General features: G+C 57.3%; 13 protein-coding genes. 7 read left to right on the plus strand and 6 right to left on the minus strand.

The window, feature by feature from the left end; genetic code table 11:
- The first annotated feature begins 2 nt into the window (after positions 1 to 2).
- Positions 3 to 1,073 (plus strand): tRNA 2-selenouridine(34) synthase MnmH, encoded by a 1,071-nt coding sequence (gene mnmH / locus BJ887_RS18600; protein ID WP_121340271.1) that lies wholly within the window; start codon positions 3 to 5, stop codon positions 1,071 to 1,073.
- Positions 1,074 to 1,144: 71 nt separating this feature from the next.
- Here mnmH and BJ887_RS18605 read toward each other — a convergent pair whose 3' ends face one another.
- The 3 genes from BJ887_RS18605 to ybbA form a co-directional block, all read right to left on the minus strand.
- Positions 1,145 to 2,290 carry a porin gene (locus tag BJ887_RS18605; protein ID WP_014168933.1) on the minus strand — a complete coding sequence of 382 codons (1,146 nt, stop codon included), beginning with the start codon at positions 2,288 to 2,290 and terminating at the stop codon, positions 1,145 to 1,147.
- 182 nt (positions 2,291 to 2,472) lie between these two features.
- Positions 2,473 to 4,887: a putative ABC transporter permease subunit YbbP gene (gene ybbP, locus BJ887_RS18610; protein WP_121340272.1), complete on the minus strand. Its 2,415-nt coding sequence runs from the start codon at positions 4,885 to 4,887 to the stop codon at positions 2,473 to 2,475.
- A complete protein-coding gene (ybbA, locus tag BJ887_RS18615; RefSeq protein WP_121340273.1) occupies positions 4,884 to 5,570 on the minus strand; it encodes a putative ABC transporter ATP-binding protein YbbA in 687 nt (228 codons plus the stop codon). The genes ybbP and ybbA overlap by 4 nt, the downstream gene beginning before the upstream one ends.
- Between ybbA and tesA the strand changes: the two genes are divergently transcribed.
- From tesA to BJ887_RS18630, 3 genes are read left to right on the plus strand one after another with little or no spacing between them, the layout of a single operon-like run.
- Positions 5,541 to 6,164: a multifunctional acyl-CoA thioesterase I/protease I/lysophospholipase L1 gene (tesA, locus tag BJ887_RS18620; RefSeq protein WP_025206538.1), complete on the plus strand. Its 624-nt coding sequence runs from the start codon at positions 5,541 to 5,543 to the stop codon at positions 6,162 to 6,164. The genes ybbA and tesA overlap by 30 nt on opposite strands.
- Entirely contained in the window at positions 6,154 to 6,963 is an 810-nt protein-coding gene (locus BJ887_RS18625) for an SDR family oxidoreductase (protein ID WP_086532865.1), read from the plus strand. The genes tesA and BJ887_RS18625 overlap by 11 nt, the downstream gene beginning before the upstream one ends.
- Before the next feature lie 58 nt (positions 6,964 to 7,021).
- Complete coding sequence (locus BJ887_RS18630; protein ID WP_025204830.1) at positions 7,022 to 7,876, plus strand: co-chaperone YbbN; 855 nt, start codon at positions 7,022 to 7,024, stop codon at positions 7,874 to 7,876.
- A 49-nt stretch (positions 7,877 to 7,925) separates the two neighbouring features.
- On the opposite strand, the gene fetB is transcribed toward BJ887_RS18630, so the two are convergent.
- Both fetB and fetA read right to left on the minus strand, forming a co-directional pair.
- Positions 7,926 to 8,708 (minus strand): iron efflux ABC transporter permease subunit FetB, encoded by a 783-nt coding sequence (gene fetB, locus BJ887_RS18635; protein ID WP_121340274.1) that lies wholly within the window; start codon positions 8,706 to 8,708, stop codon positions 7,926 to 7,928.
- Positions 8,701 to 9,372, minus strand: a complete 672-nt coding sequence (gene fetA / locus BJ887_RS18640; protein WP_047955126.1) for an iron efflux ABC transporter ATP-binding subunit FetA — start codon at positions 9,370 to 9,372, stop codon at positions 8,701 to 8,703. Before fetA ends, fetB begins: the two co-directional genes overlap by 8 nt.
- Before the next feature lie 217 nt (positions 9,373 to 9,589).
- Here fetA and BJ887_RS18645 point away from each other — a divergent pair, with 217 nt between their 5' ends.
- Together BJ887_RS18645 and BJ887_RS18650 are read left to right on the plus strand one after the other, a co-directional pair.
- Positions 9,590 to 10,504, plus strand: a complete 915-nt coding sequence (locus BJ887_RS18645) for an SPFH domain-containing protein (RefSeq protein ID WP_014168925.1) — start codon at positions 9,590 to 9,592, stop codon at positions 10,502 to 10,504.
- Positions 10,501 to 10,959: an NfeD family protein gene (locus tag BJ887_RS18650; RefSeq protein ID WP_014168924.1), complete on the plus strand. Its 459-nt coding sequence runs from the start codon at positions 10,501 to 10,503 to the stop codon at positions 10,957 to 10,959. The genes BJ887_RS18645 and BJ887_RS18650 overlap by 4 nt, the downstream gene beginning before the upstream one ends.
- On the opposite strand, the gene cueR is transcribed toward BJ887_RS18650, so the two are convergent.
- Positions 10,950 to 11,360, minus strand: coding sequence for a Cu(I)-responsive transcriptional regulator (gene cueR / locus BJ887_RS18655; protein ID WP_014168923.1), 411 nt, complete (start codon positions 11,358 to 11,360; stop codon positions 10,950 to 10,952). The two genes, BJ887_RS18650 and cueR, sit on opposite strands and share 10 nt — an antisense overlap.
- A 108-nt stretch (positions 11,361 to 11,468) precedes the next feature.
- On the opposite strand from cueR, the gene copA reads away from it, so the two are divergent.
- On the plus strand, positions 11,469 to 13,967 hold the full coding sequence (copA, locus tag BJ887_RS18660) for a copper-exporting P-type ATPase CopA (RefSeq protein ID WP_121340275.1): 2,499 nt from the start codon (positions 11,469 to 11,471) through the stop codon (positions 13,965 to 13,967).
- Positions 13,968 to 13,976: the final 9 nt, after the last annotated feature.

Genomic DNA, 13,976 nt, shown 5'->3' on the forward strand with positions numbered 1-13,976 from the left:
CCATGAACGATGGAACGGACTATCGCGCGATCCTCGCATCCGATACCCCTTTAATCGACGTTCGCGCGCCGATCGAATTCGCCCAGGGCGCGATGCCTGCGGCAATCAACCTGCCTCTGATGAACGATGATGAACGCGCCGCCGTCGGTACCTGCTATAAACGCCAGGGGCCGGACGCTGCGCTTGCTCTCGGCCATAGCCTGGTCGCAGGCAATACCCGTGAGATGCGCATTAACGCCTGGCGCGAAGCCTGCCTCTCCCACCCCACCGGCTACCTCTGCTGCGCGCGTGGCGGTCAACGCTCGCATATCACTCAGGCCTGGTTGAAAGCGCGCGGCGTGGATTACCCGCTGATCGCAGGCGGCTATAAAGCGCTGCGTCAGACCGCGATTGAGGTAACCGCTGAGCAGGTGCAAAAACCGATGGTGCTGATCGGCGGCTGTACCGGGAGCGGCAAAACGTTGCTGGTGAAACAGCACGCGCAGGGCGTGGATCTGGAAGGGCTGGCACACCATCGCGGCTCGTCGTTTGGCCGCACGCTTACACCACAGCTTTCGCAGGCGAGCTTCGAAAATCAGCTCGCCGTCGTGCTGTTGAAAAAAGAGGCCGCACGCTGGGTGCTGGAGGATGAAGGGCGGATGATTGGTTCCAACCACCTGCCGGAATGCCTGCGAGACCGCATGGTTCAGGCGCCTGTTGTGGTAGTAGAAGACCCGTTTGATGTCCGTCTTGAACGCCTGCGTGAAGAGTATTTCGACCATATGTGGGCGGATTTTTCTGCTGCCTTTGGCGAAGAGGCGGGCTGGAACGCGTACAGCGAATACCTGCACCACGGCCTGTTTGCCATTCGCCGCCGTCTGGGGCTGCAGCGCTTTGCAGACTTTACGGCGCTGCTGAATTCCGCGCTGCAGGAGCAACAACGTTCTGGTAGCACCGACGCGCATTTGCGCTGGCTTGCCCCGCTGCTGAACGACTATTACGACCCGATGTACACCTGGCAGCTGGCAAAAAAGGCGGAGAAGATTGTGTATCGCGGAACGTTTGAGGACGTTGCTGACTGGCTCAATCGCTGAATCACGCGCAAAAAAAACGGCAACCCAGGGTTGCCGTTTTCATAGCGGGGTGACTCCCCTGCTGACTGAACTTAGAAGTCGTAACGCAGACGCACCAGGTTCATGTCGCCCAGGTTATCCGTGCTGGAGGTGAACACGTGTTCGTAATCAACACGGAAACCGTAGTCCAGCTGGACGCTAACACCCACGCCGTTATCGATACGCTGGTAGTTACGACCATTCACGTACTCAATACGGTCACCCATGAAGTAAGGCTGGATGGATTTCACCGCATACTGATCGATTGGGAATTTGTACCCTGCGAAGTATTCAATACCCCATGCATCACCGGCAAAGTAGTTGTCAGTAGACACTTTTTTGGTGGTCAGGAAGTTCTGGTACCAGCCGCCGCCAGCCGAGAAGGTCCAGTTATCCGGCGTCCAGCTCAGCGCGGTACCGAGGATATTCTGGTCGTAAGATTTGCTGTCGCCGTTGTCCGGGTTACGCATGTCCGCGCGGGTATAGTTCCACGCTGCGCCCCAGGTCAGATCGGTGGTCAGGTGGTAATCCAGACCCAGTGAACCGCCGCCTTTACGTTTGTAACGCAGGCCATTGCCCGGCAGGTATTCGCTGTCTTCAAACAGGTAGGATGCATAGATATCCGCATCGCCTACGGTTTTCTTATATTTCAGCATCTTGCGTGAACGATAAGAGCCGTCGTAGTCACCGTTGATCCCGTTACCTGGAGCCTGACCAATCATGTCGTAGTCCCAGATATCGGTTTTCACGCCAACCACATCATAGTAAACGCTGTTCTGTTGACCGAAGGTCAGCGTACCCCAGGTGTCGCTCTTCAGACCGGTGTACAGCATACGGCGAGAGGTGTCGTTAGCACCTTCAGCGTAGTGGTTATCCCAGTTGAACAGCGCCGGAATGTTCACACCCAGCTCGTAGTAGCTGATCCAGCTGATGTCATCAAACAGATAGTAATCTGCTGCGAAACGGAAACGGGTGCCGCCGTCGAAGCCATTACGTTTGTAGGAGCCTTTATCGCCGTCGCCCGTCATCATGTTGAACTGAGGACGAATACTGCCGCCAACGGTAAAGTTAAGACGGCTCAGCGGGTTACCTGCCTGAGGGTCTTGTTTAAGAACCGTGATTTCCGCCTGAGATGCGAAGGAGGTCAATGCCACTGCTGCGCCAATTGTTACTGCCAGCGCTGATTTTTTTATAGTCATTATTTTTCCTTTATAGACACGCTGCTAAATATTTAGCAGGTGAATATTAACTGGAAATAATCTTGCTGTGTGCGCGGGTTTTTAATGTTTTGTGCTACTAAATGCATGGGTATTACCGATTTGTGCTACTAAATTATTACGCACCAGCAGATAAACCGGTGCGTAATTATCACGGATTTGAACTAACTGGCAAACTGACGGAACAGCGCTTTCCCTTTTAGCAATCGCGTGCCGAGCCAGCCGCCGCACAGCGACAGCAGCACCGCACCGCAGACCGGCAGCGTGAACCACAGCCGCCAGTCAGGCTCCCACGGGAAATCGAAGACCCGGGTCTGCAGCACGGCTAACGCCGTCTCAGCACCCATCGCCGCCACCAGACCCGAGACCAGCCCCAGCAGGGCAAACTCGCTCCACAGCGTGGTGCGCAGCAGTCGCTTACTCGCCCCGAGCGTGCGATAGACCACCAGCTCCTGATGACGCTGCCGCATCCCGACCTGCACCTGGGCCAGCAACAACAGTACGCCGCAGATCGTCACCAGCACCACCATGACCTCCAGTGCCCGGCTGACCTGCTCCAGCACCTGCCCGACCTGTTTAAGGATCGCGCCAATATCCAGCAGGCTGACCGTCGGAAATTCGCGGTTCAGCCGGGTCAGCATACCGTTACCGTTTTCCCAGCGGAAACTGGTGAGCCAGCTTTGCGGCTGTCCGTCCAGTGCGCCTGCGGGGAAAATAAAGAAGAAGTTCGGCCGCAGGCTTTCCCAGTCCACCTTACGCAGGCTGGTGACCTTAGCGCTAAAGTCCTGCGTATCGCCGGTAAAGGTCACGCTGTCGCCCAGCCTGACGTTCAGGCGCGTCGCCAGCCCCTCTTCCATCGACACTTCACCCGCTTTCGGCGGCCAGCTGCCGGCGGTAATCGGGTTGTGATCTGGACGTTTCTCCTGCCAGGTCAGGTTCAGTTCGCGGTTAAGCGATTCATCCTTGTTTCCCTCTGTGGACTGGCCGTTGATCTGCGTCAGACGCGCACGGACGATGGGGTAGAACGACTCCGGCACAATCTGGTGTTCCGCCAGGAACGTCTTCAGCGGTGTCACCTGCTCAGGGGCGATATTGATCAGGAAATAGTTCGGGCTTTCCGGCGGAAGCTGCTGTTGCCAGCGATCCAGCAGATCGCCGCGCAGCACCAGCAGCAGTGCCAGCAGCATAAACGACAGCGAAAAGGCAGACAGCTGACTCAGCGTAGACCAGGGCTGGTGCAGCAGACGATTCACCGCCAGCCGCACGGGAAGCGACTTCACCGTCAGCTTTTTAAGCACATTAAGGAGCACCCAGCCGACCACACCACACAGCAGCGCCAGCACCACCGCCCCGGCCAGTACGGCCCACAGCAGCGTGCTGCCGCCCATCAGCCAGGCCAATAACCCAACCGACACCGCAACAATGACAGGAAGATAGAACTTCAGCGGCCAGACGTTGGCCACCACGTCACGGCGCAGTACGCGCAGCGGCTGCGTCGCGAGCAACAGCCGGTACGGGCGAAGCCCCACCAGCACCGAAATCACCATCATCGCGCCAATCGCCCACAGCCACGGCCAGAGGCTGGCCGGTGGAAGTGCGGCAGGCAGTACCGGTTTCAGCATGACCATCAGCAGCTTTTCAAACAGCAGCCCCATCGCCCCACCGGTGAGTGCTGACAACACCAGCAGCATCAGCCACTGGCCGACAATCAGCTTACGCAGCTGGGCGCTGCCCGCGCCGAGGGTTTTGAGGATCGCCACCAGATCGTATCGGCTGCGGCAGTAGTGCCCCATGGCCACCGCCACCGCCGCCACGGCCAGCAGCAGGGTTAACAGCGCTGAAAGCAGCAGGAACTGCTGAGACCGTTCGAGAGATTTACCAAGCGCCCCTTCGTCCTGCTCCAGTCCGTACCAGCGGTGCTCCGGTTTTAACTGCGGCAGCAGCCATTTTTCATACGCGTCAAGCTGGGCGGGCGTTCCCGCAAACTTATAGCGCCAGGTGACGCGGCTTCCCGGCTGCACGGCATGGGTATTCGCCACATCAGCGGTATTCATCAGCAAGCGCGGGGCAAGCTGGAACGGGTTAAAGCCGGAGTCAGGTTCCTGAATCACTTCCCCGGCGATACGGAGCGTGGCGTCACCCACGTCGATGCTGTCACCCGTTTTCAGGTTCAGCAGCGCCATTAAACGTGGCGCCAGCAGCACCGTGCCCGGTTTCGGCTTTAAGCCAGGCGGGCTGGTCTGCAGTTCACCGTACAGCGGGTAAAGGTCGTCGACGGCTTTGACGCTCGCCAGCTGCGGCGTATCGCCGGCAAAGGTCATGGTCTGAAAGCTCAGCTGTTCCCCCACCTTCAGCCCACGCTTACGCGCCTCGTCAAGCCAGCCCGGCGGGACGGGACGCGAGCTTTGCAGCGCCCTGTCTCCGGCCATAAACTCGCGGCTTTGCTGGCTTAACCCTTTCTCCATGCGATCGCTGACGCTGCCCAACGCCAGCACGCAGGCTACCGCCAGGCTTAACGCCATCCAGACAATCAACAGCGTGGGCGAGCGCCATTCGCGCCAGAACCAGCGGGCAATCATGCTTCCTCCTGCAGTTCACCGTTAACCAGCCGCAGGCGACGGTCGCAGCGGACAGCCAGTTGCGGATCGTGGGTCACCAGAATCAGCGTGGTCCCGTGTTCACGGTTGAGCGAAAACAGCAGGTCGGCAATTTTATCCCCGGTCTTACGGTCGAGGTTTCCGGTAGGCTCATCCGCAAACAGCACGTCCGGGCGGCCGTTAAACGCCCGGGCCAGGGCCACACGCTGTTGCTCCCCGCCGGAAAGCTGTGCCGGAAGATGGTCGAGGCGTTTGCCAAGCCCTAGTTGCTCCAGCAATGCCTTGGCGTGGGCGCGGCTTTCACGGCTGTTACCGCCGCGCAGCAGTGCCGGCAGTTCAACGTTTTCCAGCGCATTGAGCGTCGGGATCAGCATGAAGGACTGAAAGACAAACCCGATATGACGTGCACGGAGCGCGGCACGCGCCTCTTCATCAAGCTGATGCAGCGGTTGCCCGACCAGGTTGACCTCTCCACTGCTGCCGTCGTCCAGACCGGCTAAAATGGCCAGGAGCGTGGACTTCCCGGAGCCGGACTCGCCAATCAGCGCAATGGTTTCGGCGCGTTTGACAACGAGTTCAACTCCGGTGAGGATGGAAAGCTCGTGTTCCCCCTGACCGACGGACTTCTTAAGACGATGAACTTCAACAATGTTTTCCGCTGGCATTTGCCCTTCCTGTTTTTAATCCTGATGACCTTCCGCGCGGCGGCAGCGGACACGTTACTGGTTCTCGGTGACAGCCTGAGTGCAGGCTATCGCATGGCGGCCAACGCGGCCTGGCCAGCTCTGCTCAATGACAAATGGCAGAGTAAGACAACGGTTATTAATGGCAGCATCAGCGGTGATACCTCGCAGCAAGGCTTGTCGCGCCTGCCAGCCTTGCTCAAACAGCATCAACCGCGATGGGTGCTGGTTGAGCTGGGCGGTAATGATGGCTTGCGTGGTTTCCAGCCTCAGCAAACGGAACAGACCCTGCGCACGATCCTTAAGGATATTAAGGCCGCGAATGCGCAACCGCTGCTGATGCAAATTCGCCTGCCCGCCAACTATGGACGTCGGTATAATGAAGCCTTTAGCGCGATCTACCCAAAGCTTGCCAACGAGTTTGATATTCCGCTGCTGCCATTTTTTATGGAAGAGGTCTATCTCAAACCCCAGTGGATGCAAGACGATGGGATCCACCCCAATCGCGATGCGCAGCCGTTTATTGCCGACTGGATGGCAACACGGCTGGCCCCTTTAGTTAAACATGACTCCTAATTCAGCGGAGATCCTGACAGGTAAAGTTATGCAAAAATCGGTCTTAATTACAGGATGTTCCAGCGGAATCGGTCTTGAAAGTGCACTCGAATTGAAGCGTCAGGGATATTGGGTACTGGCGGCCTGCCGTAAACCCGACGACGTCGAACGCATGAACGGGCTGGGCTTTACCGGTGTGTTACTGGATTTAGACTCACCGGAAAGCGTGGAACGCGCTGCCGATGAGGTGCTGACCCTGACCGACAACCGTCTGTACGGCCTTTTTAACAATGCCGGTTACGGCGTGTATGGTCCCCTGGACACGCTCACCCGCGAGCAGCTGGAAAAACAGTTTTCCACCAATTTCTTTGGCGTCCATCAGCTCACCATGCGCCTGCTTCCCGCCATGCTGCCGCACGGTGAAGGACGCATTGTGATGACCTCCTCCGTGATGGGGCTGATTTCAACCCCGGGCCGCGGGGCCTATGCCGCCAGCAAGTATGCGCTGGAGGCCTGGTCCGATGCCCTGCGCATGGAGTTGCGTCACAGCGGCATTAAGGTCAGCCTGATCGAGCCGGGCCCTATCCGCACCCGCTTTACGGAAAACGTTAACCAGACCCAGGCGGATAAACCGGTCGAAAACCCCGGTATCGCCGCACGCTTTACGCTCGGGCCGGAAGCAGTCGTCGCTAAAGTGCGCCATGCTTTTGAAAGCGAAAACCCAAAAATGCGCTATCCGGTGACGCTGGTAACCCATGCGGTAGGCTGGTTAAAACGCCTGCTGCCGGGCCGGATGATGGACAAAATTTTACACGGTTGAGTTGAAGCGTCGTCGCTAACCCCCATGTAAATAACAAACCGATAAAAGAGAAGGCCGCATGTCCGTACAGAATATCGTCAATATTACTGAAGCAAACCTGCAACAGACCCTCGAACAGTCCATGACCAAACCTGTGCTGTTCTACTTCTGGTCTGAGCGTAGTCAACACTGTCTGCAGCTGACGCCGGTACTCGAAAGCCTTGCCGCGCAATACAATGGCCAGTTCATTCTCGCCAAACTGGATTGTGACGCTGAGCCTATGGTGGCGTCTCAGTTTGGCCTGCGCGCGATTCCTACCGTCTATCTGTTCCAGAATGGTCAACCTGTTGATGGCTTCCAGGGGCCACAGCCTGAAGAAGCGATCCGCGCCCTGCTGGATAAAGTCCTGCCGCGCGAGGAAGAGCTGAAGGCGCAGGAAGCCATGGGACTGATGCAGGAAGGCAAATACGACGAAGCGCTGCCGCTGCTCAAAGAGGCGTGGCAGCTGTCGAAACAGGACAGCCAGATTGGCCTGCTCCTTGCGGAAACGCAGATTGCCCTGCACCGTTCCGACGATGCGGAAGCTGTGCTGAAGACCATTCCACTGCAGGATCAGGATACCCGTTATCAGGGTCTGGTCGCGCAGATCGATCTGCTGAAACAGGCGGCGGACACGCCGGAGATCCAGCAGCTTCAACAGCAGGTTGCTGATAACCCGACCGATGCCGCGCTGGCAAGCCAGCTGGCGCTGCAGCTGCATCAGGTGGGACGTAACGAAGAAGCGCTGGCACTGCTGTTCAGCCATCTGCAAAACGATCTGGGTGCCGCCGACGGTCAGGCGCGGAAAATGTTCCAGGAGATCCTGGCCGCGCTGGGCACCGGCGATGCGCTGGCGTCGACGTACCGCCGTCAGCTGTACGCCCTGCTCTACTGATGAACAGGCCCGGTGCCGCTAGCGCTCACCGGGCCTGCAAAAGAGGCGGTCACCCCGCCTTTTTCAACTGCGTCACCACCAGCTGATGGCGCACGTTGTAGAACTTCCGATAGGTTAAATAGCAGGCAATGATGGTCGACAGGCTGGCCGTAGAGAGCAGCATAAAGGTCACCATGATCTGATATTTAATGGCTTTGACCGGATCGATACCGGCAAAAATCAGCCCCGACATCATTCCCGGCAGGCTAACCAGCCCAACCGTTTTTGCGGAATCCACCGTTGGGATCAGCGACGAGCGGATGCTGTCGCGGATCAGTACCGCCGAGGCCATTTTCGGTGTTGCCCCCAGACTTAATTTCTCCTGCAGCTTCTGTTGTTCACTGCTAAACCGCTGGCCGAGGTTGTTGTAACACAGTCCTACAGCCACCATAGCGTTCCCCGCAATCATCCCGGAAATAGGGATAACCTGCATCGGCGTAAACTCGATTGAGCCGGACACCACCAGCACCGCCAGCGTCAGCGCCGTCCCGGTTGTAATGGCGATAAACGATGAGACAAACGCTTTATCGATATACTTACTGCGTTTCTGCGCGTTCCACGCCGCGTTAAAGCAGATAAACAGCACCATCAGGAGCGTCAGCACCGCGTGGTTGACGTTAAAAATATACTTCAGCACATAGCCGACAATAATGAGCTGGATAACCGCGCGGCAGATACTCCAGATAATATCTTTCTCCAGGCCCAGCTTTTCCCGGTAGCTCACCACAATAGCGATCAGTACCAGCACCATCGAAAACGCCAGCGACGTATTCGTAATATTATGCTCACCCACGGTTTGCCTCCTGCATTTTTCCGCCCTGCGGCTCAAGCGTAATGACGTCATCCGCATGGGTAATTTCGTTTGAATCGTGCGTAACCCACAGCACGGCAATATTCTGCTCGCTTGCGTAACGATGAATAATCTCGTTAACGTTGCGTTTGTTCACCTCATCCAGCGCGCTGGTGATCTCGTCCAGTAACAATATCTTCGGCAAAAACTGCAGATTGCGAATCAGCGAAACGCGCTGCTTTTCGCCGCCCGATAATTCATTGATGGATTTAGTCAGCGTCTCTTTCGACAGGCCAAAGCGGGCCAGATCGGCGATAAATTTTTCTGGCTCCGGCGTTTTATGACGGATTTGCCACGGAAAGACCAGGTTGTCATAAACCGTGTCCCCAAACAGCGAAGGGGTTTGCACGCAGTAAGAGACCTGCTGGCGATAGCTTTCTGGCGACAGTGTCGCGATATCCTGCCCTTCAAACAGAATAGCGCCCTCAGTGGGGCTGAGCAGTGAAGCGACAATCTTTAATAACGTGCTTTTACCACAGCCTGACGGCCCTGTTATCAGTTTGAACTCACCCGGGGAAAGACAAAAATCGACATGCTGAAGGATCGTGGCATTTGCCACACGAAAACCGACATCCCTGACCTGCAAGAGCGTATTTTTATTGTTCATCATGCATCCTGTAACCACCTTTATTGCAACCATGCGTAGAATAATCCTTTCACGAACGCAGCGCGAATAGGGTGTGTCGATGGCTGGAGTAAAGGTTTTACCGGTATTCGTCGCGCCCCCTTCTTTACAGGGGCGAATTTCAGCCCGATAGCCGATATACTGACTTATAACACACACGCAGTTCCCTTCGTCACAGCATGCAAAACAGGAGGTTTTTATGCTTATCGTTATACCTGTCCTTATTTTCGTTGCGCTGGTTATTGTCGGCGCTGGCGTCAAAATTGTCCCACAGGGGTATCAGTGGACCGTTGAACGCTTTGGCCGCTACACCAACACGCTCCAGCCGGGTTTAAGCCTGATAGTCCCTTTCATGGACAGGATTGGACGTAAAATTAATATGATGGAACAGGTGCTGGATATTCCCTCCCAGGAAGTGATCTCCAAGGATAACGCCAACGTCACCATTGATGCGGTCTGTTTTATTCAGGTTATTGATGCCCCAAAAGCGGCCTATGAAGTCAGCAATCTGGAGCTGGCTATCGTAAATCTGACGATGACCAACATTCGTACCGTGCTCGGTTCAATGGAGCTGGACGAGATGCTCTCTCAGCGCGACAGCATTAACACCCGCCTGCTGCACATTGTCGACGAGGCCACCAACCCGTGGGGGATCAAAGTCACCCGTATAGAGATCCGCGACGTGCGCCCACCGGCAGAGCTGATCGCCTCCATGAACGCGCAGATGAAAGCGGAACGGACCAAACGCGCCTACATTCTGGAAGCTGAAGGGGTACGTCAGGCAGAGATCCTGAAAGCCGAAGGGGAAAAACAGTCGCAAATCCTGAAAGCGGAAGGTGAACGCCAGTCTGCCTTCTTACAGGCGGAAGCCCGTGAACGTTCTGCAGAAGCGGAAGCCCGCGCCACCCAGATGGTCTCTGAAGCAATTGCAGCAGGTGATATCCAGGCGGTGAACTACTTCGTTGCGCAAAAATACACTGACGCGCTGAAAGAGATTGGCTCCGCGAACAACAGCAAAGTGGTGATGATGCCGCTGGATGCCAGCAGCCTGATGGGCTCCATCGCCGGGATCACGGAACTTATCAAAGACAGCGGAAACGAGCGCAAAAAATGATTGAGCTAATCGTCGCACATCCTCATGCATTCTGGCTAAGCCTCGGTGGCTTATTGCTGGCCGCGGAGATGCTTGGCGGCAACGGTTACCTGCTCTGGAGCGGTGTTGCCGCTGTCATTACCGGGTTAGTGGTCTGGCTACTGCCCCTGGACTGGGCGTGGCAGGGAGCGTTATTTGCCGTGCTGACGCTGTTGGCCGCCTGGCTGTGGTGGCGCTGGCTTAACCGCCAGGTGACAGAGCAGAAACCGCTCGACGCCCACCTCAATCAGCGCGGGCAGCAGATTGTCGGCAAACGTTTTACGCTCGACACGGCGCTGGTTAACGGGCGCGGACATATGCGCGTGGGCGACAGTTCATGGCCCGTGGTGGCCGACGATGACCTCAGCGCCGGCACGCAGGTTGAGGTCATTGCGGTGGAAGGGATAACCCTGCGGGTTAAAGCCTGTCAGGCATGAGCCTTACGATGACAGCAGCCGGACAGATTATCGATAATCGGGCAGTCGGCGCTGTCATCCCCCGGACAGGATTCCGCCAGCGCCAGAAGCTGCTGACGCATCGCCTGTAACTCGGTAATGTGGCGTTCAATCTCAGCCACTTTCTCCAGCGTACGTTTTTTCACGTCTGCGCTATGGCGCGCCGGATCGTTAAATAAGGTGACCAGCTCGCCGCACTCTTCAAGGTTAAATCCCACCTGCCGCGCCTGGCGCAGCAGCGTCAGTTCATCAAGATGCAGTTGCGTATAACTGCGGTAGCCATTTTCACTGCGCAGCGGCGGTGTCACCAGCCCCTTCTCTTCATAAAAACGGATCGCTTTGCTGGTCAATCCGGTTTTTTTCGCAACATCACTGATATTCACATTTCCCCCTTGACCTTCCCCTTGATGGAAGGTTTAACCTTCATAACAGTTAGCGAAAAGCGTTATGCCGGTCAACATCTGACCAGATCATTATACGGGAGTTTTGTTATGTCTCACACTATTGACCTGACACTGGACGGCCTCTCCTGCGGCCACTGTGTCAAACGCGTTAAAGAAAGTCTGGAACAGCGTCCTGATGTAGACAGCGCTGAAGTGACCCTTGATCACGCCGCCGTCACCGGTAGCGCCAGTGCGGATGCGCTGATTGATACGATCAAACAGGCTGGTTATGGGGCGGAGCTGAGCCACCCAAAGGCTAAACCGCTGGCAGAGTCATCATCCCCGTCGGAAGCACTGACAGCGGCCACTCCTGAGCTTCCGGTAGCTGATGATATTGATGACAGCCAACAGCTGCTGATCAACGGCATGAGCTGCGCCAGCTGCGTCTCCCGGGTACAAAATGCCTTGCAGGCTGTACCGGGTGTCGCGCAGGCACGGGTCAATCTTGCGGAGCGTACTGCGCTGGTGATGGGCAGTGCCTCCGCCGCAGATTTAGTGCAGGCCGTTGAAAAAGCGGGCTACGGCGCAGAGGCCATCGAAGATGACCTCAAACGTCGGGAACGCCAGCAGGAAACGGCCGTCGCCACCATGAAACGCTTCCGCTGGCAGGCCATCGTCGCGCTGCTGGTTGGGGTGCCGGTCATGGTGTGGGGTATGATCGGTGACAATATGATGGTCACCGACGATAACCGCACGCTGTGGCTGGTCATTGGGTTGATTACGCTTGCCGTGATGGTCTTCGCAGGCGGTCACTTCTACTCCAGCGCCTGGAAAAGCCTGAAAAATCGCACCGCGACGATGGACACCCTTGTCGCACTCGGCACGGGTGCGGCGTGGCTGTACTCCATGAGCGTCAACGTCTGGCCCCAGTGGTTCCCGATGGAAGCGCGTCATCTCTATTATGAAGCGAGCGCGATGATTATCGGCCTGATTAACCTCGGCCATATGCTTGAAGCGCGCGCCCGTCAGCGCTCCTCCAAAGCGCTGGAGCGCCTGCTGGATTTAACCCCACCGACCGCGCGCGTCGTGACGGATGCAGGTGAAAAAAATGTCCCATTGGCTGAAGTTCAACCCGGCATGACGCTGCGCCTGACCACCGGCGACCGCGTTCCCGTCGACGGTGAAATCACTCAGGGCGAAGCCTGGTTTGACGAAGCGATGCTGACCGGAGAGCCCGTCCCGCAACAGAAAGCCCAGGGCGATGCCATTCATGCCGGTACGGTGGTGCAGGACGGTAGCGTGCTTTTCACCGCCAGTGCGGTCGGCAGCCATACCACGCTGTCACGCATTATTCGCATGGTGCGTCAGGCACAGAGCAGTAAGCCGGAAATTGGTCAGCTGGCCGATAAAATCTCCGCCATTTTTGTGCCGGTCGTGGTCGGTATCGCGCTGCTGAGCGCGGCTATCTGGTATGTCTTCGGCCCGGCACCGCAAATTGTTTATACCCTGGTGATTGCCACCACGGTGCTGATCATTGCCTGTCCTTGCGCGCTTGGTCTTGCCACGCCAATGTCGATCATCTCAGGCGTAGGCCGTGCCGCTGAATTTGGTGTGCTGGTACGGGATGCAGATGCGTTGCAGCGGGCGAGCACGCTGGACACGCTGGTGTTTGATAAAACCGGCACGCTGACGGAAGGGAAACCGCAGGTAGTGGCCGTGATAACGGCAGGCATCACGCAGGATGACGCGCTGCGTCTCGCCGCGGCGCTTGAACAAGGCTCCAGCCACCCGCTGGCCCACGCCATTATTGAGAAAGCCGGGAATGCCAGCCTGCCGCAGGTGAGCAATTTCCGTACCCTGCGCGGTTTAGGCGTCAGCGGTACCGCCGAAGGGCACACGCTGCTGCTGGGGAATCAGGCACTGCTGAAGGAGCATGGCGTTGAGACCTCAGCCCTGGAACAAGACCTGAAAGCTCAGGCCTCTCAGGGCGCAACCCCGGTTCTGCTTGCCGTTGATGGCAAGGCCGCGGCGCTGCTGGCAATTCGCGATCCGCTACGCCAGGACAGCGTGCAGGCGTTGCAACGCCTGCATCATGCGGGCTATCGCCTGGTGATGTTGACCGGGGATAATCCTGTGACGGCGAACGCCATCGCCCGGGAAGCTGGGATTGACGAGGTCATTGCCGGGGTATTACCTGACGGCAAAGCAGATGCCATCAAGACGCTGCAAAGCCAGGGTCGCCAGGTGGCGATGGTCGGTGACGGGATTAACGATGCGCCGGCGCTGGCACAGGCAGAAGTGGGTATTGCGATGGGGGGCGGTAGCGATGTCGCCATTGAGACGGCCGCCATCACCCTGATGCGTCACAGCCTGATGGGCGTTGCGGACGCGCTGGCGATTTCAAAAGCCACCTTGCGCAACATGAAGCAGAACCTGCTGGGTGCCTTCGTCTACAACTCGCTCGGTATCCCGATTGCCGCCGGTATTTTGTGGCCGCTGACCGGCACGCTGCTGAACCCGGTTGTCGCGGGTGCGGCGATGGCGCTCTCGTCCATTACCGTGGTGAGCAACGCAAACCGGTTGTTGCGGTTTAAACCGAAAGATTGAACCTTCTTC

Source organism: Enterobacter sp. WPR_3_1 (assembly GCF_003635055.1).
Lineage (GTDB): Bacteria > Pseudomonadota > Gammaproteobacteria > Enterobacterales > Enterobacteriaceae > Enterobacter > Enterobacter ludwigii.